The sequence below is a fragment of the Luteibacter jiangsuensis genome (assembly GCF_011742555.1).
GTDB lineage: Bacteria > Pseudomonadota > Gammaproteobacteria > Xanthomonadales > Rhodanobacteraceae > Luteibacter > Luteibacter jiangsuensis.
This window is the reverse complement of sequence record NZ_JAAQQR010000001.1, coordinates 62,941-85,672: the sequence shown is the minus strand read 5'-3', so window position 1 is coordinate 85,672 and position 22,732 is coordinate 62,941. Positions and strand designations below refer to the sequence as shown.

14 protein-coding genes are annotated in these 22,732 nt (G+C 65.7%); 13 read left to right on the top strand and 1 reads right to left on the bottom strand.

Translation table 11 applies throughout. The features are described from left to right. The first annotated feature begins 23 nt into the window (after positions 1 to 23). Positions 24 to 4,598, top strand: coding sequence for an autotransporter domain-containing protein (locus tag HBF26_RS00360; protein ID WP_167121962.1), 4,575 nt, complete (start codon positions 24 to 26; stop codon positions 4,596 to 4,598). Positions 4,599 to 4,658: 60 nt separating this feature from the next. On the opposite strand, the gene HBF26_RS00355 is transcribed toward HBF26_RS00360, so the two are convergent. Then, positions 4,659 to 7,490 (bottom strand): TonB-dependent receptor plug domain-containing protein, encoded by a 2,832-nt coding sequence (locus tag HBF26_RS00355; RefSeq protein ID WP_167121960.1) that lies wholly within the window; start codon positions 7,488 to 7,490, stop codon positions 4,659 to 4,661. 401 nt (positions 7,491 to 7,891) lie between these two features. Here HBF26_RS00355 and tssB point away from each other — a divergent pair, with 401 nt between their 5' ends. The 12 genes from tssB to tssK are packed head-to-tail and all read left to right on the top strand — an operon-like array spanning position 7,892 to position 22,729. Continuing rightward, on the top strand, positions 7,892 to 8,407 hold the full coding sequence (tssB, locus tag HBF26_RS00350; protein ID WP_167121957.1) for a type VI secretion system contractile sheath small subunit: 516 nt from the start codon (positions 7,892 to 7,894) through the stop codon (positions 8,405 to 8,407). 3 nt (positions 8,408 to 8,410) lie between these two features. Continuing rightward, on the top strand, positions 8,411 to 9,904 hold the full coding sequence (tssC, locus tag HBF26_RS00345; protein WP_167121955.1) for a type VI secretion system contractile sheath large subunit: 1,494 nt from the start codon (positions 8,411 to 8,413) through the stop codon (positions 9,902 to 9,904). Between the two features lie 36 nt (positions 9,905 to 9,940). Further along, a complete protein-coding gene (locus tag HBF26_RS00340) occupies positions 9,941 to 10,444 on the top strand; it encodes an Hcp family type VI secretion system effector (protein ID WP_167121953.1) in 504 nt (167 codons plus the stop codon). Between the two features lie 10 nt (positions 10,445 to 10,454). Then, on the top strand, positions 10,455 to 10,955 hold the full coding sequence (gene tssE / locus HBF26_RS00335; RefSeq protein ID WP_167121951.1) for a type VI secretion system baseplate subunit TssE: 501 nt from the start codon (positions 10,455 to 10,457) through the stop codon (positions 10,953 to 10,955). 6 nt (positions 10,956 to 10,961) lie between these two features. Continuing rightward, positions 10,962 to 12,827, top strand: a complete 1,866-nt coding sequence (tssF, locus tag HBF26_RS00330) for a type VI secretion system baseplate subunit TssF (protein ID WP_167121949.1) — start codon at positions 10,962 to 10,964, stop codon at positions 12,825 to 12,827. Next, positions 12,791 to 13,825: a type VI secretion system baseplate subunit TssG gene (gene tssG, locus HBF26_RS00325; RefSeq protein WP_167121947.1), complete on the top strand. Its 1,035-nt coding sequence runs from the start codon at positions 12,791 to 12,793 to the stop codon at positions 13,823 to 13,825. The genes tssF and tssG overlap by 37 nt, the downstream gene beginning before the upstream one ends. Further along, the gene (gene tssH / locus HBF26_RS00320) at positions 13,822 to 16,521 is read left to right on the top strand and encodes a type VI secretion system ATPase TssH (RefSeq protein WP_167121945.1); all 2,700 of its coding nucleotides are present in this window, start codon (positions 13,822 to 13,824) and stop codon (positions 16,519 to 16,521) included. Before tssG ends, tssH begins: the two co-directional genes overlap by 4 nt. Further along, positions 16,518 to 17,540: a hypothetical protein gene (locus HBF26_RS00315; protein WP_167121943.1), complete on the top strand. Its 1,023-nt coding sequence runs from the start codon at positions 16,518 to 16,520 to the stop codon at positions 17,538 to 17,540. Before tssH ends, HBF26_RS00315 begins: the two co-directional genes overlap by 4 nt. Then, positions 17,537 to 19,501: a type VI secretion system tip protein TssI/VgrG gene (gene tssI / locus HBF26_RS00310; protein ID WP_167121942.1), complete on the top strand. Its 1,965-nt coding sequence runs from the start codon at positions 17,537 to 17,539 to the stop codon at positions 19,499 to 19,501. Before HBF26_RS00315 ends, tssI begins: the two co-directional genes overlap by 4 nt. After that, on the top strand, positions 19,498 to 20,034 hold the full coding sequence (locus HBF26_RS00305; protein WP_167121941.1) for a DUF6931 family protein: 537 nt from the start codon (positions 19,498 to 19,500) through the stop codon (positions 20,032 to 20,034). The genes tssI and HBF26_RS00305 overlap by 4 nt, the downstream gene beginning before the upstream one ends. Next, the gene (gene tagH, locus HBF26_RS00300) at positions 20,034 to 21,392 is read left to right on the top strand and encodes a type VI secretion system-associated FHA domain protein TagH (RefSeq protein WP_167121940.1); all 1,359 of its coding nucleotides are present in this window, start codon (positions 20,034 to 20,036) and stop codon (positions 21,390 to 21,392) included. Before HBF26_RS00305 ends, tagH begins: the two co-directional genes overlap by 1 nt. After that, positions 21,389 to 22,729: a type VI secretion system baseplate subunit TssK gene (tssK, locus tag HBF26_RS00295; protein ID WP_167121939.1), complete on the top strand. Its 1,341-nt coding sequence runs from the start codon at positions 21,389 to 21,391 to the stop codon at positions 22,727 to 22,729. The genes tagH and tssK overlap by 4 nt, the downstream gene beginning before the upstream one ends. The last annotated feature ends 3 nt before the right edge of the window (positions 22,730 to 22,732 follow it).

Sequence of the window (22,732 nt, the reverse complement as noted above, 5' to 3'; positions counted from 1 at the left end):
ATGCCCCGACTTAAGGGGGGTACATGGAAGCATCGCGAAGCGGAGGTATAGGCGCCGGCGACTTGTCGCGCGCGGGATTCAGGCTGGGCGCCGTGGCGCTGGGCGTGGCAATGGCCTTAGGCCTTTCCGCCTGCGGTGGAGGAGGCGGAGGGGGAGGCAATGGCAATGTCAAACCGACGCAGCCAACGCCGCCTTCCACTGGTGGCACCGTAACTCCTGCCGGCCAGATCGACGTCGATGCCGGCGTGGCCAGGGTGGTATCCGACAATCTCAGTGGGTCGATCGACCTGATCAAGGGCGGTGCAGGAACCCTGACGCTTACCGGCAACAACAGCTACGCCGGAAGCACCAAGGCGCAGGCGGGGAGCCTCTACGTGGATGGCGACCAATCCAACGCCAAGGGCGAGACGAGCGTCGCCGGCGGGGCGACACTCGGTGGCAAGGGTATCGTAGGCGGAAACGTCACTGTCGCCGACGGCGGTAGGCTCGCGCCTGGAAGCCATGCCGCGGTCGGCACACTCAGGATAAACGGCAGTCTCGTTCTTTCGTCAGGATCAACGCTCGCTTACGATTTTTCCGCGCCCGACGGCAGCGGCAACGCGCGCAACGACTTCATCGACATCGGAAGCAACGTCACGCTCGACGGCAAGCTCGATGTCTCCACCCTCACGGGTGGGTTGGCGATGCCTGGGGTCTACCGCCTCCTCAATTACGGTGGCACCCTGGTCGATCACGGCCTCGACACGCCGAATGGTTTGCTTGTCCAGACGGGTGTTGCGCACCAAGTCAACCTCGTCAATACGCAGGGTATGCGCTTCAGCTTCTGGGACGGGAATGCCGGCCCCCAGAACGACCACGTGGTGAACGGCGGGAATGGCACATGGCAAGCCGACGGGGCGGGCGCCATGAGCAACTGGACCGATGCCAACGGTGCGGTGAACGTCGCATTCGGCAGCGGGTCTTTCGCGGTATTTCAGGGAACGCCAGGCACGGTCGCCGTCGACGGTAGCAAGGGCGATATCACGGTGTCGGGCATGCAGTTCGCCAGTGATGGCTATGTCGTGCAGGGCGACACCATTCGTCTGGCTGGAGGAGCCAGCGATTCCGCGCACTCTGTGATCCGCGTGGGTGACGGCAGTTCGTCCGAATCCGGTTACACGGCCACCATCGACAGCGATCTGGCGGGTAGCGCGGGCCTGGTCAAGGTCGGGGCGGGGACGCTGATACTCGGAGGTGCCAATACCTATACGGGTGGAACCACGATAAATGGTGGGGTGCTCCAGATCGGCAACGGCGGTACGAGGGGATCTATCGTCGGCGACGTAATCAATGAAGGAATACTCGCCTTCAACCGAAGCGGCAACGTCGGGTTCGATGGCGTCGTCAGTGGCTCCGGCTCGCTGCGGAAGATCGGGGCCGGCACGTTGATGCTCACCGGCAACAACACCTACACCGGCGGCACCCTGATCGCAGGGGGTACCTTGCAACTTGGCAACAACAGCAATGCGGGTTGGGTCGCCGGCAACATAACGAACAATGGAACACTGCTTGTCTACCGCGCCGACGACGTGACCTTCAGTGGCCTGATGACAGGCACCGGCGCGTTGCAGACGTCCGGACACAACACACTGACCGTCACCGGCAGCTTGCAGAATACCGGCGGTACGATTATCGACGGCGGCAGCACGCTCCAGGTGGGTGACGGCGGTATCTTGGGGTCGCTGTTCGGGAACGTGGTGGACTATGGAACGCTGGCGTTCAATCGGACCGACGACCAGACATTCGGCGGCAATGTCAGCGGCAGCGGGAAACTGGTGAAGCTCGGCGGAAACACGTTGACACTTACCGGGACGAACGGCGCAACCGGTGATGCAGGGTTGGCGTTCGGCACGACGGTCGTCGACGGGACGCTCAGGTTGGCACGAGGTGCGTCGCTCGTATATGCCACCAGCGTTGGCGGCAACCTGGCACACGCCACTCTCCGGGTCGACCAGGGCGCGACCGTCGGTAGGATGACGCTCGAAGACGGTGCCACGCTCGACAACGCCGGCCTGGTGCATTACGACACCCCGTTCACGGTCGTATCCGGTGGTGCGGCGACGGTGTCGAATCACAACGGCGGTGTCATCGAAACCGTGCCCCAGACCGGATACGTTGGCGCAGCGGTGTCCCTCGGGGCAAACAGCACGTTGACTAATGGTCCGGGCAGCATCATTCGCGGTGCCATGGCGGTGCAGTCGGCCGGAGTCGTCAACAACGACGGCGGTACGATCTCGGGCCTTACCGACGATGGCGTCAACGGCGACATGGTTGTCGTCAACAATATGCACGGAGGCACGATCGCTTCAGGACTTACGCCGCCGTTCAACTTCCTCCTGAGCAGCGGCGTATTCGCTTCAGGAACCAATGCGACGATCAACAATCTGAGCGGCAGCTCCATCCTTGGCAAGCGGGTAGGCGTCGACCTGGAAGACGGCGGAACGGTGAACAACGATGGCGGGAGCATCGTCACCGGCACCACCGGCGTCACGGCGTTCAGCCGCGGCAGCACGATCGTCACGGTCAACAACAGCAATGGCGCAAGAATTACAGGAACACAGACGGGTATCCGTCTTGGCTATGGCGGTGTTATCAACAACGGCGTCGGATCGACGATCGAAACGACGTCCCCGTCCGCAGGAGACTGTGCGGTCACGCCTGCGTGTGCCATTTACGTACCGGTTTATTCGGCCATCGGGAGTTATGGTTCCATTGGTGTCCTGACCCTTTCGAATGCTGGCAATATCGTCGGTGACGTACAGATGGATCCAGGCCGCGTAAATGACATCACGTTGGTTGCGGGCGGCTCCATCCAGGGCGCGCTGAAGATCGGCAGCAATGCGCAATCCACGCTGACGCTCGATGGCGATGCAGGCACGACCCAACTGTATTCGAATGCCGTGACCGGCACGACGACGTTTGGAGGCAAACTCGCCAAGAGCGGCTCCGGTACGTGGGTGTTGGACAACACGGCCTTGCAGGGTGTCGTGGACACGACGATCGAAGCCGGTTCGCTGCGCGCATCGCAGGCCCTTTCCGGCAACGTTGCCGTGCATGCCGAAGGCACGCTGGATGGTGTGCCGGGCGTCATCGGCAACCTTGCCAATGCAGGCAGGACTGCCGTGCATGGTGGCGATTCGGCTGTCGGCGGCAACTATAGCCAGACTGCGACGGGCACGCTGGCGGTGAGTCTTGGAAGCAAGCTGGTCGTGGGTGGGGCCGCTACGCTGGGGGGCGCGCTCGAAGTCACGGGCGCGGACAGCGGCTATGTGAGCAACACGCATACCGAGGTTCTGACGGCCAGCAATGGGGTTACTGGCACGTTCGACCGATTGGTCAAGGACACCGGCGTGGTGTTCACCACGACCACCATTCAGTACGACGCCAACAGCGTTTGGCTGGATACCACCGGTCTCAACATCACCACGGCGTTCGCCAAGCAGGGAGGCACGTTCACGGCGGCAACGTTAGGTGGTGCCCTGCGCGTGCAGGGTGCCTTCGATACGCTGGACAACAAGATCGCCAGTGGCACCGTGTCGGAGGTATCCGAGACTTTCGTGGCGGCTGCGGGGCAGTTCCAGCAGGCGCCCACGATCGAGGCGGCGCAGACTTCACTCCAGACTCTGTCGGGCCAGTTGCATGCGGCCAGCGCGGCCATGACATTCGAGGCGATCGATGCATCCAGCCGTGCGTTGGCCGATCACTTCGACGACCTGCTTGACGCCCCGGCGACCTACGGGATGTGGACGCACGACCTGAGCCGCGGCGGTAACATGGGGCGCGCCGGTTTCGACGGTGTCGGCTTCCAACTCAACGGCTGGATGATCGGCAACGACCGGCCCATTGGGAGTACAGGGGTGGCTGGTTTCGCGTTCGGACAGAGCCAGGGCCAGCAACGACTTGATGGAAGCGCCGATCGCAACCGCAGTCGGAATACTGAGGGTATGGTCTACGCGGGCGCACTCAACGGAAACTGGTACGCGCGAGGTCGAATGGGCTGGGGGCGATTCGAGCAGGACGTGAACCGGCAATTGCTGCTTGGCATGAGCGCGCAGCCCGTGGGTACCCGCTACGGCGGCGAATACGGCATCGCTTTTGGTGAGATGGGTCTGAACATGAACTGGGCCGGCAGTCGCGTCACGCCCTTCGTGAACCTGGAGTACGCAAACATTCGTCGCGAAGGCTTCGCGGAGCAGGGAGCGGGAGGCTTCGGATTGCAGGCGAACACTCAGATCCTGGATCGCTGGCAGGCGGGCGTGGGTCTGCGTGCGAGCCGTCGCTGGCTTTTTGGTGGCGGCCGCGCGCTCGATTTCAGGCTGGGAGCCCAATTCCAGCGAACGCTGTCATCGCACGGCGACGTCTTCGACGCCAGCTTCGTAGGGCTGCAGCAATGGCAGCCGTTGATCGGTGTCGGCCTTTCTCGCTACCGGGGGCTGCTGAACATGGGGCTGAAGGCCGATCTCTCCGCGCGCACATCGCTGGACTTTTCCTACGATTATCAGACAGGGCAGCACGACCAGTCGAAGGTGATGTCGGCGAGGTTCGTCAAGGTGTTCTGATTCCGTCGGTGCCCGTGATCTAGATGCCGCGGCCCGTGAGGGCCGCGGCATCCGCCTGCATCAGAACTTCTGGTCGTAGCTGACGTAGAAGAAGCGGTCCACGTCGAACGCCGAGTTGTACGGCGGTACGCCCGCGGTGGCCGAGTCGTAGTACAGCGGACCCTTGCGCTTGAACACGTTGTTGATGCCCACGGTGAAGGTGCCCTTCCACGGTGCGCTGTAGCGGAATTGCGCATCGTTGAAGGTGACGGAGCCCTTCCTTGCCACACCCAGCGTGCCGGTATCGTTGTTGATCTCGTTCGGGTTGGAGCACTCGAAGCTGTCAACGCAGATGTCCTTCAGGCCGGAGAAGTAGCGCATCGTCCAGCTCGCGCCGAACGACTTGTACTCCCAGTTCAGCGCCAGGTTGGAGCGCACGCGGAACTCGCCGGCGGAGGCGTTGGTGGCCACGGCCTGGTTGACCTGATAACCCACCAGGTGCCGCACGGCCGCTCCGGGGCCCGCCGTCTCGTCGTATTGCTTCAGGTAGGTGCTGTCCGACGCGACCGAGAAAGTACCGATCGGGGTTTCCGGCAGGCGGTAATGGACGCCGAAGTCGTAGCCCTGGGTCTGGATCGTGCCGACGTTGGCGGGCGTTTCCAGCAGGCTGGTGATGGTGCCGGTGGCGTCGCGCGTCACGTTGTTGCAGAACGAGGAGATGTTCTGGATGTAGCAGAAGTTCAGGACGCCGTTCGCGGTCAGATTGGTGATCGCGTTGGTGACCTGGACCTTGTAGTAGTCCAGCGTGAAGTCCAGCCCCTGCACGTAGTGCGGGCTGTACACCAGACCCGCCGTGCGGGTGATCGACTTCTCCGGCTTCACCTGCGTGCTGCCGCCCTGGAGGAACGGCACCTGGCCCGAATCGCCGTTGGCGCTGGTGATCGGCTGGCCGTTCTGGTTGACCTGGCGGAAGTTGGCCGGCACGCCCAGGGCGGCACAGGTGGACTTCGCCTCGGCCGAGCCGTACACCGCGTCACACGGATCGAGGTAGTTGTCGAAGGTCTGCGCGGTGCCCTGGAAGAGATCCTGGATGCTGGGCGCGCGGAAACCCTGCGCATACGTGCCGCGGATAAGCAGGTCGTCGATCGGGCGGTAGCGGAAGCTGTACTTGTTGTTGGTGGTGCTGCCGAAGTTGCTGTAGTGCGAGTAGCGGCTGGCGGCGTTCAAGCCGAGTTCCTTCGCGCCGGGCAGATCGCGCAGCAGCGGTACGTCGAGTTCAAGGTAGGCCTCGTTCACGATGTAGCTGCCGTTCGTCGGCTGGCTGGCGGGATTGGTCGTCAGGCCGAGGACATCGGCGGCATCCGGCGTGAAGCTGCCTTCTTCCTTGCGATGCTCGACGCCGCCCGCAATGCTGACTGTGCCGCCCGGCAGGTCGAACAGGCCGCCGCCCACGTTGGCGCTGAAGTCGTTGGTCTTCTGCGTGGCACGGTCGGTGGCGAGGTAGCCCAGGTACTGCCAGAGCGCCGGACTCATGGCGGCCGGGCCGCCGGCGATGTTCCACGGCAGGCAGCCGGCCGCGCGGTCGGCGGCATTGGCGCACACGACCTGGCCGTCGACCAGCGCGGTCGGGCCGAGGGCCTTCTGCGCGTTCGGCAGGAACACATTGCCGTTGTAGACCTGCTTCACCTTCGACTGCGAATAGGTGTAGGTCGCGTCCCAGTTCCAATCGTGATTGATGAAGGTGAAGTAGCCTTCGGCACCCACGTCGATGTGGGCCATGCGGTCCTTGTTGAACGAGTTGCGCGGCTCTTCGGTAATGCGCCGGGCGAAGTCGACGTCCTGCCCCGGGAACGGGTTATAGGCGTTCTCGCCCGACAGCTGCAGACCGGTGGACGAGGTGCTGAACGGGTAGCCGGCCACCACGGTCGACGAGTCGCGCACGCTGTAGCTTGCCGTGCCGTGCAGGGTGATGTTGTCCGTCAGGCTGTAACGATCGGTCAGGAACAGGTTGCGCAGCTTGGTGCCCGCGCGGAAGGTCGAATCGGCCTGCGTGTTGTAGCCGTTGGCATCGCGCTGGTCGTAGTCGGCCAGGTTGGCGGCGTTGCCGCCCGGGCGAAGCACGTAGCTGGTGCCGTCCGGCGCGAAGATGTTGCCTTCGTTGGTGAGGCCGAGGCGATCGTTCGGATGACGCGGACCCTGCGGGTAACGCGTAAGCGAACGGGTGTTGCTCATGATCGGATCGGTTTCCTGCTGCGTGGCGGCCAGGATGATCGAGTTGTTCCTGGTGCTGTGGCCCCAGGTGAACTCGTAATTCTTCTGGTCGCCGTCATGCGCGCCGTTGGTGCCGTAGTAGACGTTGGCTTCGGCGCCGTCGAACTTCTGCTTGGTGACGATGTTGACGACGCCGCCGATGGCGTCGGAGCCGTAGATCGACGAGGCACCGTCCTTGAGGACGTCGATGCGCTCGATGATCGAAACCGGAATCGTCGAGATGTCGGTGAGGCCGGAGAGGTTGGTGCTCCAGCGGCGGCCGTTCACCAGCACCAGGGTGCGCTTGGAGCCGAGGTTGCGGATGTTCACGTAGCTGCCGCCGACGCCGTCGCCGTTGGCGAGCGGGTTCTGGTTGCTGATGTCGGGGGTGCCGGTGGAGGGCAGGCGTGCAAGCACGTCGTTGACGTTGGTCAGGCCGGTGGCCTGGATGGCCTTCTGGTCCATCGTGTAGATCGGCTGCGACGTCTCGACGTCGACCGAGCGGATGCGCGAACCGGTGACCATGACGGTCTCGAGATTCTGTGACTTGGCGGCGTCGGGCGGCGCGTCCTGCGCCTGGGCGGCGACCGAGAGCAGGCAAGCGCTCAACGCAACGACAAGGGCAGTGCGCTGGTGGGCGCCCCGGAAGTAACTCGTATTCATGCTGGACCTCCGCGCTTCGCCTCCCGGCGAACCGCTACTACGGGGTGGACGGCACCGGGGAAGGCGACCGGCCAGTGGGGGGATGGTGGGGAGGGCAGGGAACCCGGCCGTCTATTCCCCTGAGGACACGACGGCGTAACGCGAACATAACGCCACTGTCACGGCGGCGAAAAGGGGGTTACGAAAAAAATGAGACAAGTCGCAATGAGTTACGACACATTGCTCACGACAGCATGCATTTACGAACTCGCGATTATTCCATCACGCCTGCTGATGCGTCCTATTTAAAAAAAGGATTTCTACCCCGACGCCCTACCGTGAAGAATAGCCGCTCGATTGATTGGGTGAAATGAAATCACTCATGAGATTGACCCTGTCTATCGACATAGTAGGAAATTCCGATGGCGAACAGCAGTCAGAAGTTCATCGCGCGCAACCGCGCGCCCCGCGTCCAGATCGAGTACGACGTCGAGTTGTACGGCGCGCAGAAGAAGGTCTCCATCCCGTTCACCATGGGTGTGATGGCCGACCTTTCCGGCACGAATCGCGACGAGCTTCCGGGTGTCGACGAACGCAAGGCCGTGGAGTTCGACGTAGAAAATTTCGATGCCCGCATGGCCGCCATCGCACCGGCCGTTTCCTTCCAGATCCCCAACACCCTCACCGGCGAAGGCCAGCTCGCGATCGACCTGTCGTTCCGCCAGATGGACGACTTTTCCCCCGCCGCGGTCGCGCGCGGCATCGAGCCGCTCGCCAAGTTGCTCGAGGCGCGCATGCAGCTGGCGAACCTGAGCACCTACCTCGACGGGAAGGCCGGTGCCGAGAAGCTGATCGCCCAGGCGATCAAGGATCCGGCGCTGCTCGCTTCCATCGTGGCTTCGCCGCATCCCTCCGTTCCGGACGCAAAGGAAGACTGACCGATGGCTACTTCTTTGACCGATGCCGTTCAGGCCACCACGGAAACCCGCGAAGCCGGAGAATTCGCGGCGCTGCTGACCAAGGAGTTTCGTCCCCGCAGCGACCGCGCGCGCGAGGAAGTCGAATCCGCCGTGCGTACGCTCGCGGGCCAGGTGCTCGAACGCGCCGAGATCGTTTCCGACGACCTCAGCCAGACGATCGCGGCCTACATCGCCGAGATCGACCGCAAGCTCTCCGAGCAGATCAACCTGGTGATGCACCATCCCGCGTTCCAGCAGGTCGAGGGCGCATGGCGTGGCTTGCACCACCTGGTAAGCAACACCGAGACCGACGCGCAGCTGAAGATTCGCGTGATGAATGTCTCGAAGGGCGAGCTGGGCCGCACGCTCAAGCGTTACAAGGGAGCCGCGTGGGACCAGAGCCCGATCTTCAAGAAGATCTACGAGGAAGAATACGGCCAGCTCGGCGGCGAGCCCTACGGCTGCCTCATTGGCGACTACTACTTCGACCACAGCCCCCAGGACGTGGAGCTGCTGCGCGGCATGGCGCAGATCGCCTCGGCCTCGCACGCACCGTTCGTGGCGGCCGCCGCGCCAGGGCTGCTGGGCATGGACGACTGGAACGAACTGGCCAATCCGAGGGACCTGGCGAAGATCTATTCGACGCCCGAGTACGCTGCGTGGCGATCGCTGCGAGCCACCGAGGATGCCAAGTACGTCGCACTGGCCATGCCGCGCACGCTTGCGCGCCTACCTTACGGCGCCAAGACCGACCCGGTGGAGGAGTTCGACTTCGAGGAAGACACCTCCGGTGCGGATTCGGCCAAGTACACCTGGCAGAGCGCCGCCTATGCCCTCGGCGTGAACATCAATCGCTCGTTCAAGCAGTACGGCTGGTGCACGCGCATCCGCGGCGTCGAATCGGGCGGAGCGGTCGAGAACCTGCCGGTGCATGCCTTCCCGACCGACGACGGCGGCGTGGACATGAAGTGTCCGACAGAGATCGCGATCACGGACCGGCGTTCGGCCGAACTCGACAAGATGGGCCTGATGCCGCTGGTCCACCGCAAGAACTCGGATATCGCCGCATTCATCGGCGCCCAGTCGCTCGCCAGTCCGGAAGAATACGACGACCCCGACGCCACCGCGAACGCTGCGCTCAGCGCCCGGCTGCCGTACATGTTCGCGTGCTCGCGCTTCGCGCATTACCTCAAGTGCATCGTGCGCGACAAGGTCGGGTCGTTCTCCTCGCGCGAGCAGATGGAGAGCTGGCTGAGCAATTGGATCCTCAACTACGTCGACGGCGATCCGCAGAACTCCAGTGAAGAAAGCAAGGCGCGCAAGCCTCTTGCCGCCGCGCAGGTCGTGGTCGAAGAGGTGGAAGGCAACCCGGGGTACTACACCTCGAAGTTCTACCTCAAGCCGCACTACCAGCTGGAAGGCCTGACCGTTTCCCTGCGTCTGGTCGCCCGCCTGCCTTCGGGCAAGGCCGCCTGATCCGCCCCATCCCCCCCCTTCTGAAGGAATCGTTCCATGGCATTCGACATGCATCTGAAGTTCGGCCCCGGTCAGGTCAAGATCGAGGGTGCTTCCAACCACGCCAAGCACAAGAATGAAGTGCCGATCATTGCGTGGTCGTGGGGCGCCAGCAACACGGGCAACCTGCACACGGGTGCCGGCTACGCCTCCGGCGGCAAGGCCAATGTGCACGACATCAACGTCACCAAGTTTGTCGATTCGTGCTCCAACGCGCTGATCAATGCCTGCTGCACCGGTGCGCGCATGGAAACGGCGACGCTCTACGTCACCAATGCGACCGGCGAGCAGACGGATTTCCTCACCATCGAACTCAGCGAGGGCGTCATGATCACCTCGGTGTCGACGGGTGGGTCCGGCAGCGACGAGCGCCTGACGGAAAACATCACGCTGCACTTCGGCAAGTTCAAGTACGCGTTCCAGCCGCAGGACGACAAGGGCAAGGCGTCGGGTGGCGTGAAGGACTTCACGTTCAACATGCAGGAAGTCAAGGGCACCTGAGGTCTTTCGCGTGGCCGGCCTGAGCACTCAGGAACGCCTGCAGCCGAGCCTGCTGGATCGCCTGCGCGACGATGCACCGCACGTCGCGCAGGAGTCGCGCGACGAACGGGTCATCACGGCAAGCCGTCTCCGCGAGTACATCACGCGCGACCTCGGATGGCTGTTCAACACCATCCGTCCCGCGTGGCTCACAGGTGGCGTACCGCGCCATGTCGAGGATGCCGTTGTCGCCTACGGCATCCCGGATATCGCCGGGGTGGTGGTGCACGGGCTGGATATCGACGCGTTCCGCCAGGGTCTGCGCGCGGCCATTGTCCGCTTCGAGCCGCGCCTGGATGCGGATTCGCTGCGGGTCGAGGTGGATGTCGATACGTCGCGCATGGACAGCCTGACGATGTCGTTTCGCATCGAGTCGACCATGTGGGCACAGCCCATTCCGATCAATCTCTACCTGAAAACCGAGGTGGACTTGCAGACGGCACGTTTCAGTGTCGTCGAGAGCCTCGGCTGACGAGCCATGGACCCGAAACTCCTCCGCTACTACAGCCAGGAACTGCAGCACGTCCGGCACATGGGGGCGGAGTTTGCAGGCGCCTATCCGAAGATCGCCGGCCGCCTGGGCATGGAGGGGATGGAATGCGCCGATCCTTATGTCGAACGCCTGTTGGAGGGCTTCGCCTTCATGGCCGCGCGCGTGCACATGAAGCTCGATGCGCAACATCCGGTGTTCACGCAGCATCTGCTGCAGATGCTCTATCCACAATTCCTCAAGCCGACACCGGCCATGGCCGTGGTCGAGATGACGGTGGACGATGCCGAGTCGCTCCCGCCCACCGGGCACGTCGTCCCTCGCGGTAGCGCGCTCCGCGCACAGCCCGGCTTCGGCGAGCGCACGGCCTGCGAGTTCCGCACGGCGCACGACGTCACGCTGCGGCCCCTGGCCATGGACGAGGGCCGCTATTTCGCGAGCCCCGCCGCCATGTCGGCCGCCGGGCTGCCCGTGCCTGCTTCCCTCCGTCCTCGCGCCGCATTGCGCCTTCGGGTGCGGCTTACCGGCGGTGCCCAACTGGATGGTTGCCGGATCGACCAGCTCGAGGTCTTCGTTCACGGTGCCGACAGTCTGCCGGGACAGGTTCTCGAGCAGGTACTGGGCAACCGGCTCGGCCTGAGCGTGGTGGTCGACGGACGGGCGACGCACCTGGCGGCGTCCGCCATTCGTGAGGCTGGCTTCAGCGACGACGAAGCCCTGTTGCCCGCGTCCGAGCGTTCCTTCAGCGGGTACCGGCTGCTCCAGGAATATTTCGCCTGCCCGCAGCGCTTCTCCTTCGTGACCTTTGCCGGGCTCGCGCAGGCACTGGCCGGGTCGTCCGCGCGCGCCTTCGACCTCGTGGTATGGCTCGATCGCGCGGTGCCCGCGCTCGAGGTTTCGGTCAATGCGTCGTTGTTCCGGCTCCACTGCACGCCGGCCATCAACCTGTTCCGGCGTCGCGCCGATCGCCTGCATTTGCGCGACGGCCAGGCCGAGCACCATATCGTTGCCGACCGCACGCGGCCGATGGACTTCGAGGTTCACGACGTCTTCGGCGTGCAGGGATTCGGTGACGGCCAGGAGCCCGAGCAGACCTTCCTGCCGTTCTATGCCGGCAACGCGCGAACGTGGCACAACCCCTCGGCGGCATTCTTTACGCTGCGCCGCGAGCCGCGGGTGCTGTCGTACCGTCAGCGGCGCGAAGGGGCGCGATCGAGCTACGTCGGTGGCGAGGTATTCCTCTCGCTCATGGACGGTCGCCAGGCGCCTTATGCCAGTTCCCTGCGCCAGCTCGGACTCGAACTGTGGGCGAGCAACCGCGACCTGCCGTTGCACATGCCCACCGGCAAGGGCGCGACGGACTTCCACCTCGACACCGATGCTCCGGTGCACAGTGTCCGCTGCCTTGCCGGGCCGACGCGTCCGCGCGAGGCCATGAGCGATACCCAGGGTGCGTGGCAGCTGGTGAGCCACCTGCAACTCAACTACCTCTCCCTGCTCGATCAGGGAGAGGGCGCTGCCGCGCTGCGCGAGATGCTGTCGCTCTACAGCGATACGTTCGATGCGGCGGCACGCCGGCAGATCGAGGGTGTGCGTTCCGTGCGTTCGACACCTGTCGTCCGGCGCCTGCCGATCCCCGGGCCTGCCACGTTCGGCCGCGGGCTGGAGATCTCGCTGACCTGCGAGGACCGGGCCTTCGAGGGCGTGGGGGCCTATGTGTTCGCCAGCGTCATGCGGCACTTCTTTGCGCGGCACGTATCGGTGAATTCGTTCACCGAGACCGTGCTCCATTCCCTGGAACGAAACGAGGTGGCCCGGTGGACGGCACAGTCCGGCACGCGTCCGATCCTGTAGCGTGGTTCGAAGCGCTGCAACGCGATGCGGGCGCCTCGGATTGGTACGACGCGCTGCGCCGGAGCGAGTGCGCGTTTCCCGCCAGTCCACGCATCGGCACCGCGGCGCGGCCGGCCGAGGAGCCGCTGCGCCTCTCGCATGCCCCCTCGCTGGACTTCGCCCCTTCGACTGTTCGTGCCGTGCGTCGGCATGGCGCGACCTATGGGGTCTCGAGCCTGCACATGGGACTGTGGGGGCCGCATGGGGCGTTGCCGCTGCATCTGACCGAATACACGCTCGACCGCGAGCACCATGCGGCGGACAGGACCCTCACGGCGTTCGCGGACATTTTCCATCACCGCATGCTGTCGCTGTTCTACCGCGCGTGGGCGGAATCGCAGCCGGCCGTGCAGATGGATCGCCCGGACGACGATGCGTTCGCCACTTACATGGGCGCTTTTGCCGGCATCGCCGCCAGCGCCTTGCAGCATGGCGACGCGCTGCCGGATGCCTTCCGACGCTTCATGGCCGGTCGCCTGGTGCAGACCCGCAGTGCCGAGGGTCTCTCGGCCATGGTGGGCGCCTGGCTCGACCTGCCCGCGCACGTCGTCGAATTCGTTCCCGGCTGGTTGCCGTTGCCGTTCGAGAGTCGCCTGCGGCTGGGGCATGGCAACGGCGCGCTGGGGCACGGCACCGTACTCGGCGCGGCGGTCAGGAGCGCACAGCATGGCATCCGTCTCCGCATCGGCCCCCTGTCGTACGCCGCGTTTCGCAGCCTGCTTCCCGGGGGCGACGCGCTGCCGGCGCTTTGCGCGCTGCTGCGCACGTTCACGAGCGACGAACTGGAGTGGGACGTGCAACTCGTGCTCCGCGCCGATGAGGTGCCACGCACCCATCTCGGCTCGGGCAGCCGCCTCGGCCAGTCCGCGTGGATGGGGCACTACGACGGTCCCGATGCCGACGACGCCGTGTTCTTCCCCCCGGCCGACCTCTCCCTTCGAAAAAGGAAAACATCGTGAGTGATATCAGCCGCACGGCCCTGTTCGGCAAGCTCAACCGTCTCGCGTACACGGCCATCGAGGGTGCCACGGTCGCTTGCCGCCTGCGCGGCAACCGCGAGGTGGAGCTGGTGCACTGGCTCCAGCAGATCCTCGCTCTGGCGGACTCCGACCTCCACCGGCTCGTAAGGCATGCCTCGCTCGACCCCTCGCGCCTGGCGCGGGACGTGACCGACGCGATCGAACGCCTGCCTGGCGGGGCCACGGCGGTGAGCGACCTGTCGGCCGACATCGAAGAAGCAGTCGAGCGTGCCTGGGTTTACGCGACGCTCACCTTCGGCGAGTCGCAGGTGCGTACCGGTTACCTGCTGGCTGCGATGCTCCGCACGCGCCGTCTTCGCCATGTGCTCACCTCCATGTCGAAAGAGTTCGAGCGATTCAACGCGGAGCGCCTCATCGAGGATCTGCCCGGGATCATCGCCGGCTCGCCCGAAGACCGGCAGACGCCGACCGACGGGTTCCGTGCGGCAGGCGGCGACGCCGGTGCGCCGTCGGTGGGCGTGCCCGGCGAGCGACAGGCGTTGCAGCTCTACACGGTGGACCTGACGGCGCAGGCGCGCGACGGGGCGATCGATCCCGTGGTCGGTCGCGACGACGAAATCCGCCAGGTCGTCGACGTGCTGATGCGCCGACGACAGAACAATCCGATGCTCGTGGGCGAGGCGGGCGTGGGCAAGACGGCCGTCGTGGAGGGGCTGGCGTTGCGCATCGTGGAAGGCGACGTTCCGCCGGCTCTTCGCGACGTGGAACTGCGTGTTCTCGACATCGGCCTGCTGCAGGCCGGTGCCAGCATGAAGGGCGAGTTCGAGGATCGCCTTCGCCATGTCATCGACGAGGTGCTGGCCTCGGCGGTCCCTGTCGTCCTCTTCATCGACGAGGCGCATACGCTGGTGGGTGCGGGTGGCGCGGCCGGAACAGGGGACGCCGCCAACCTGCTGAAGCCGGCGCTGGCCCGTGGGGGCTTGCGCACCATCGGCGCCACGACGTGGGCCGAATACAAGAAGCATATCGAGAAGGATCCGGCACTCACGCGCCGCTTCCAGAGAGTGCAGGTCGGCGAGCCCGACGAAGCACGAGGCATCCTCATGCTGCGCAGCATCGCCGGGGTCATGGAATCGCATCACGGCGTGCAGGTGCTGGACGAGGCGGTGGAGGCGTCGGTGCAACTCTCGCATCGTTACATCCCCGCGCGGCAATTGCCCGACAAGGCGGTGAGCCTCCTCGACACGGCGTGTGCCCGCGTGGCCGTGAGCCTGCACGCCGTTCCCGCGAAAGTGGCCGAGGTACGTCGCCGCATCGAGCATCTCACGCTGGAAATGTCCGTCATCGAGCGGGAGACCGCGGTAGGGCTGGACACGACGGAACGCCGCGCATCGAGGGAAGCGGCCCTTGGCGATGCACGGAACGAACTGGCGCGCGTCGAGCACGCGTGGGGTGAGGAATCGAGCCTCGTCACCGAGATCCTGACCTTGCGCGCGACACTGCGCAACGCGAATGCGGGCGCTCTCGCCCCGGCCGGCGACGAAGCGGAGCCCGAAACGGTCGACGTCGGCGCCATTCGCGAGGAACTGGCCGCATTGCAGGAACGGTTGGCCGAGTTGCAGGGCGAACACCCGTTGATCCATCCGTGGGTCGATGCGCAGGCCGTGGCGGCCGTGGTGGCCGACTGGACCGGCATACCCGTGGGACGGATGGTCCGCAGCGAGACGGAAACCGTGATGAATCTCGCCGCGCTCATGGGGCAGCGGGTCATCGGCCAGGACCACGCCATGGAGGCCATCGCCCGACGCATCCAGACCTCGCGTGCCGGGTTGGACAACCCGGATAAACCGATCGGCGTGTTCATGCTCGCCGGCACCTCGGGGGTGGGCAAGACGGAGACGGCGCTCGCGCTGGCCGAAGCGCTGTATGGCGGCGACCAGAACGTCATCACCATCAACATGAGCGAATTCCAGGAAGCACATACGGTATCGACCCTCAAAGGCGCACCGCCAGGCTACGTCGGCTACGGCGAAGGCGGTGTGCTTACCGAAGCGGTCCGTCGCAAACCGTACTCCGTCGTGCTGCTCGACGAGGTGGAGAAGGCCCATCCGGATGTGCACGAGATCTTCTTCCAGGTGTTCGACAAGGGCGTGATGGAAGACGGCGAGGGCAGGGCGATCGACTTCCGCAACACGCTCATCCTGTTGACCACGAACGCGGGGACGCGAGACATCGAGACGCTTTGCGCCAGCGGCGTGCGCCCCGACGTCGATACCATGGCGGCCGCCTTGCGCCGGCCCCTGCTGGACGTCTTTCCGCCGGCACTGCTCGGCCGGCTTGTCGTCGTGCCGTACTACCCGCTGGATGCCGGCATGCTGTCGCGCATCGTTCGCCTGCAGCTGAATCGCGTCGCCCGCCGGGTGGAGTCACGTTACCGCGTGCCGTTCGTCTATGGCGACGACGTGGTCGATCGCGTGGTGGCGCGCTGCACGGAGTCCGAATCCGGTGGCCGCATGATCGACGCGATTCTCACCCAGACGATGCTGCCCGACATCAGTCGCGAATTCCTGCGCCGCACGCTTGAGGGCCAAACGATCGAGCGCGTGGAAGTGTCCGTGGCCGATGGCGGCTTCGGCTATCGCTTCGATGTCGCTACCGACGGAGTAACGCCATGAGATTCCTCGAGTACCTCGTGCACCAGACACGCGGCGTCGTCATGACGCCGGGCGAACCGGCTTCCCTCGTGCTGGACCTCGAACTCTTCGGCGGGTGGATCCGCACGTCGAAGGCGGAGGTGGGCGATGCCGCATGGGAGGCCGTGCACGGACTGCTGATGGAACTACAGAAGCAGGCCGGTGGACCGGTGGAGCGCCTGGCCGTGGCCCCATGGGACGAGAGGGCGAATTTTCCCGACACCAATGCCTTGCTGACGCGGGCGGCCGATACCGTTCGGGCCTCGTCGTGGCGGAAGGACCGGCAGCTCCTCGCCGGCGGATTCGACGACGGTGTGGTGCGCGCACGCTTCATCGCGCTCTCCGCGGCGGCCTCGGCCCTGCAGCCGAACCGGCGGAATCCGTTTCCGTTCATCGTTCTCCATAGCCTCGCCTCCTCTCACACCACCGAGTTCGGCTTCACGCTCAAGTTCCAGACCGACCATATGTCGCAGAACAAGAACAGCGAACGCCGCGCGGCGAAGGTCGCCGACCGCCGATTCCAGCCCGCCGCGCCGGGCCGTGCGCCCATCCCGAGAAGCACGACCATCGACCAGGGCGACGAACAGCGCTTCTTCGAGGAAGTGCGCTCGCGCAAGCAGGAGTTCACCGATACCTATCGCGGGCTCTCGGATTGGTACGTGCGACTCCTGGCCGCAAAGCCTCGGTACCGTACGACGCGCCGCGGTGCGCCGGTGCAACCGCTCATCGATGGCGTGACCTTCGTCACGCGGCAGGAGTACACCCTGCATGAGTACCAGCGCGTCGGCACGTCGAAGCAAGGTGCCGAGCGCAAGGATCGCGTCCAATTCAGTCTGGCCCCGACGGAGGACGGCAAGGATTGGGCGGTGCACCACCTCAACGGCTCCGGCATGGACATGGGGCCCGAGTACAAGAAGCTTGCGGACATGGGCCTTACGGAGGCCGGCATCGACGGCCTCACCTGTTGCCTGCCTGCCTTTCCGACTGAGGTCTTGACGTGAGTCATGCCATCACACTGCAGACGCAAGAGGGTGCAGCGTTGCTCTTCGCGAACATGGCCGCCAGGGAATCCCTGGGGTCCCTGTTCGACTATCGCATCGAGGCCCTGAGCAGGAACGTGCAGGTCGACCTTCGCGGCCTGCTCGGCACGCCCGCCACCGTCACGGTCACGACACCGCAGGGGTTCGTGCGCTACTTCAACGGCATGGTGGCGGAAGCGGAGCAGGGCGCGTTCGTCAACATCGACACCGTGCGTTACGCGACGTATGTGCTGCGCGTGGTTCCGCGTGCCTGGCTGCTGACCCAGGCAACCGACTGCCGCATCTTCAAGAACGTCTCCGTGCCCGACATCGTTCGGCAGATGCTCTCCGAATTCGGTTTCACCGACGTGAGTGTGCGGCTCTCGGCGAACTATCCGCCGCGCGAATACTGCGTGCAGTACCGCGAAAGCGGTTTCGCCTTCATCAGCCGCCTGATGGAACAGGAAGGCATCTATTACTACTTCACGCACGCCGATGGCGTGCACACGATGGTGCTTGCCGATGCGCTCGGCGCGCATGCGGCCGTGCCGGGCTTCGAGTCCCTTCCTTATGTGCCGCCTTCGGAGCGCGGTTCGCGCATGACGGCGTCCATTGCGGAATGGACGATAGCGCGGGGCATCCGGCCCACGCGGGTAAAGCTGGACGACTACGACTACCTGCGCCCGCGGGCTTCGTTGTTGAACGACGAACCTCCAAGCGACAGCGTCGAAGGCTACACCGGCGCCCGTCTCGAAGGATTCGATTTCCCGTATGGCGGTCCCGGTTTTTCCCAGCGGATGGACGACGGCCGGCGCTATGCGCAGGTGCGCATCGACGCGCAGAACGTCGCCAAGGCGGTGTCTTCGGGTACCACCGATGCCGTCGGCATGGCGACGGGCAGCCTGTTCCGGCTGGCGGACTTTCCGCTGTCCGCGGCGAACGACGAATACCTCGTCACGGCGACGCATATCCGCCTCGTGGAACCCGATTACCAGGCAGGCGGCAACGAGGCCGACGAGGGCGAGCCGCCGTTTGCCTGCGCGTTCCAGGCGATTCGCGGGCGACAGCCTTACCGGTCGCCCCAGGTTACCCCTCGACCCGTGATCCATGGGTTGCAGACCGCGCTCGTGCATGGGCCGGCGGACGAGGACATCGCGGTCGACAAGTACGGCCGGGTGCAGGTGCAGTTCTTCTGGAACACGCCGTCGCGTCCGCACTCCGACCAGTCGTGCCCTGTCCGTGTGGCCTCGCAGTGGGCCGGCAAACGCTGGGGTGCGATCCAGATTCCCCGTGTCGGCCAGGAGGTGGTGGTCAGCTTCCTCGAGGGCGACCCGGATCGCCCGCTCATCATCGGCAGCGTCTACAACCAGGAGCATATGCCGCCTTACCCGCTGCCCGACGAGCGCACGAAGAGCGGTGTGGTAAGCCGCAGCCTCATGGGCGGCCCCGGCGACGCCAACGAGTTGCGCTTCGAGGACAAGAAAGGCGAGGAAGAACTTTTCCTGCATGCGCAGCGCGACCTCCGCGTGGAGGCCGAGCGCGACCACTCGGGTGAGATCAAACGCGACCGCATGCATACCGTCGGCCGCGACGATACCTTGCACGTGGGTCGCAGGCTGCGCATCGAAGCGGGCGAGGAAATCGAATTCGTCACCGGTCTGGCGCGCATCACCATGAACAGCGCGGGTCAGATCCAGGTCACGGGGTCCATGCTGCGGAGCACGGCCACCGGCACCATCAACCTCGCCGCCGGTGCGGCCACGTCGATCACGTCGGGGGCCGCCATCTCGCTCACGGCGGGCGCGGCGGTATCGGTCACCGCTGCTGCTGCCGTCGACGTGAATGCAGCGGCGGCGGTGGCGGTGACCGCCGGTGCGGCCCTGACCCTCACCGCGACACTCGGGCCGGCGGTGCTCACCGGCAAACCCCCGCTGCTCGCATGACGCGCCCAAGCCTTCCCGACGTGGCCCAGGCCATGGGCATCCTGCCGGCGTCATTGACCACGCTGCATCCCGGTTCGCCCCCGGGCGAGGCCATTCGCGCCCTGCTCGACGGGGGCCAGCCCGGCACCGCGTTGCGCCTGCTTGCTGGCTGGCTGCCCCGCGGGTACGTGGTGCCGTGGGCATGCCAGTGCGTGCGTGAGGGCCAGCTTTCCGCCGTCGATGGCGAAGGCCTCACGCTGGCCGAATCGTGGTTGCGCCATCGGCGCGAAACAGATCGCGCATCGGCACTCGCTTTCGCCGCGCGGCAGCGATTTGTCGGCATCGGACCGATGCTCGCGGCCGGCGCCGGTTGGAGCACCGGCAACCTCACCGACGCCGCCGGCAAGGCGATCGGGCCCGTGCCGCTCCCGCTGATGCCGCGCATGGCCGCGGGCGCGGTGTTGCTGGCCGCCGCGTCGTCTCCCGTCTTCGCGTCCTGCTGCCGCGCGTTCGCCGAAACGGGCCTCACTCTCTTGCCCACGGAGGAATCCTGATGGATGCCGACATCCGACCCACGCTGCGCCTGACCGTCGCCGACGCCCTCCCCGACGCGCACGCATCCGAGCGCAGCCGCCTGATACAGGGCGCCGATCTCTCCATCGGCCGCGGCGAGCAGTGCGACTGGGTACTCGCCGCCAAGGGTATCTCCCGCCTCCATGCGCAGGTGCGATTCCTCAACGGGCAGTACTTCCTCGAGGACCGCAGCACCAATGGCATGCTGCGGAATGGTGTCGCGCTGCACGCCGGGGAACCCGTGCTGCTTGTCGATGGCGACCGCCTGCGCATCGATACGATCGACATCGACGTGGCGATCGACACGCCGGGCATGGACACCACCGCCACCGCACAGCGCGACGCCGCGGCCGCCGATGGCGAGCCGACGGGCAGGACCGCGGCGGCGACCTTGCCGTTCGTCGCAGGCCCGCGCTCCGATCTGCCGGACTTCGCATCGCCGTCGAAGGTGTCGGCGTCGGCGGCCTCGCTCGATCCGATGGCGTGGCTGTCGCCGGCCGGTGGTGGGGCCGTCGTGCCCAACGACGAGGCCTCGCCGCTGTTCTCGCACGGCCACGCCGTCCACGCGCAGTTCCAGGCTTCCGGGGTGTCCATCGACACGGCGAGAAAGCCACCCGTGCTGCCGGAGAACTGGGACCTCACGCGCAGCCAGTTCGCCATGCCGGCATCGACCGCGGCAGAGATCGAGCCGGTCGGCGCCACGACGCCCGCGATGCCGGCCACGGCCTCCACGCCGGTTGCTCCGGTCTCTGCACCACCGTCGATCGCTCAGGCTGGCCGCGAAGAACGACCCGCGTCGGCGCAGGTACAGCCGAGCGGCATGGAGCCGCTGTTCCTTGCCTTGCTGGAAGGCGTCATGGACGTGCTGCGCGCGCGGGCCGAACTGAAGAACGGTTTCCGCATGCCGGCGACCCTCATCCGGCGCACGGAGAACAATCCGCTCAAGTTCGCACCGACGCCCAGCGAAGCCATGGCACGCATCCTCGCTCCGGGCAGCGACGCATTCCTCTCGGGCAGTGCGGCCATCGCCGATGCGATGGACGACATCCGCGTGCACCAGGTCGCCCTCCTGGCCGGCGTGCGCGAGGCCTTCGAGGATCTCATGCGCCAGTTCGAGCCCGGCCGGTTCGAGGAAGCGGGGGATGCGAAGCGGCGGCCGCGTTTCGGGTTTCAAGGCGGCAACGGCCCGTGGGAGCGCTACCGCGCGCACTTCGAGCGCCTTGCCAAGGATCCCGAGGAGCGATTCCGTCGCCTTTTCGGTGACGAGTTCGCGCGCGCCTACGAGGATCAACTCGCGCGGGGCCGACGAAGCGACACGGCGGGGGAGCGACGCCTGTGAGTAACTCCAACAAGGTCGTCTGGAGCGAAGGGCTCTTCCTGCGTCCCCAGCACATGCAGCAGCAAGACCGCTACATGGAACGCTACGTCGAGCTGCGTGCGGCGACGTTGCGCGCCCATGCGTGGGGATTCGAGGAGCTCGAACTCGATCGCGAACTGCTCGACATCGGCAAGCTCGGCATCCGCCGTGCCCGGGGCGTGTTTCCCGACGGCACGCCATTCTCCATGCCCGACCGCGACGATTGCCCGCCGCCGTTGGAGATCCAGCCGGACTGGCGCGAGCAGACCGTCTATCTGACGCTGCCGCTGCGTTCGCCCACGCAACCGGAGAGTGCATGGCCGGACGTCATGGCGCCCGGTCAGCTTGCACGATTGCGCGTGCGCGACGTGGAAGTGAGCGATGCGTCGGGAAGCACGCCAGGCAGTGTCGTGCTCGAGGTGGGCGGGCTCGCGACGCGGCTCGTCGCCGGCGTGCAGTCGCGCGAGGGGCTGGTGGAGTTGCCGCTGGCACACGTCACGGAGTGCCGGGCGGACCGGCGCGTGGTCCTCGACGAGGCATTCATCCCGTCCGCCGTGGCCTGCGGCGCGGCGCGGCGCCTCGCCCTGTTCATTACCGAGCTGCTTGGCATGCTCCACCAACGCGGCGAGGCACTGGCTCATCGAGTCGCCGGCATGGATCGCACGAGCACCGCGGAAATCTCCGATTTCCTGATGCTGCAACTGGTCAACCGTTACCAGCCCCTGCTCGCGCACCATGCGGACGCCCCGTTGCTGCACCCGGAGGACCTCTATCGCCTCCTGCTCGTCATGGCCGGGGAACTGGCGACGTTCACCTTGCCGGGCAAACGCGCCGAGACCTTTCCCGCGTACCGGCACGAGCGGCTGCGCGAGTCGTTCGAGCCGGTGATCGCCTCGCTCCGGACGAGCCTCAGCGCCGTGCTGGAACAGACGGCCGTATCCATTCCGTTGCAGCAGCGGAAGTACGGGGTGTGGGTAGGGACGCTGCCGGACAAGACGCTGTTGGACAGCGCGGCGTTCGTCCTGGCGGCCAAGGCCGACATCGCCTCCGACGACATGCGCCGGCGGCTGCCCACGCAGTCGAAGATCGGGCCCGTCGAGAAGATCCGCGACCTCGTGAACCTGCAGCTCCCCGGCGTCGCGGTGACCACCATGGGGTCGGCGCCGCGCCAGATCCCTTACCACGCCGGTTACCAGTACTTCGAACTCGACACCCGTTCGCCCATGTGGAAGACGCTGCGGACATCCGGCGGCGTGGCCTTGCATTTCGGCAGCGGCTTTGACGGCCTGGCGCTCGAGCTCTGGGCCGTGAGGAACTGATCG

Bases quoted from the DNA above. Each gene is read 5' to 3' on its own strand.
- HBF26_RS00360 (WP_167121962.1), top strand. From the start codon at position 24: ATGGAAGCATCGCGAAGCGGAGGTATAGGCGCCGGCGACTTGTCGCGC.
- HBF26_RS00340 (WP_167121953.1), top strand. From the start codon at position 9,941: ATGGCATTCGACATGCATCTGAAGTTCGGCCCCGGTCAGGTCAAGATC.
- HBF26_RS00305 (WP_167121941.1), top strand. From the start codon at position 19,498: ATGACGCGCCCAAGCCTTCCCGACGTGGCCCAGGCCATGGGCATCCTG.
- tagH (WP_167121940.1), top strand. From the start codon at position 20,034: ATGGATGCCGACATCCGACCCACGCTGCGCCTGACCGTCGCCGACGCC.
- tssC (WP_167121955.1), top strand. From the start codon at position 8,411: ATGGCTACTTCTTTGACCGATGCCGTTCAGGCCACCACGGAAACCCGC.
- HBF26_RS00355 (WP_167121960.1), bottom strand. From the start codon at position 7,490: ATGAATACGAGTTACTTCCGGGGCGCCCACCAGCGCACTGCCCTTGTC.
- tssF (WP_167121949.1), top strand. From the start codon at position 10,962: ATGGACCCGAAACTCCTCCGCTACTACAGCCAGGAACTGCAGCACGTC.
- HBF26_RS00315 (WP_167121943.1), top strand. From the start codon at position 16,518: ATGAGATTCCTCGAGTACCTCGTGCACCAGACACGCGGCGTCGTCATG.
- tssB (WP_167121957.1), top strand. From the start codon at position 7,892: ATGGCGAACAGCAGTCAGAAGTTCATCGCGCGCAACCGCGCGCCCCGC.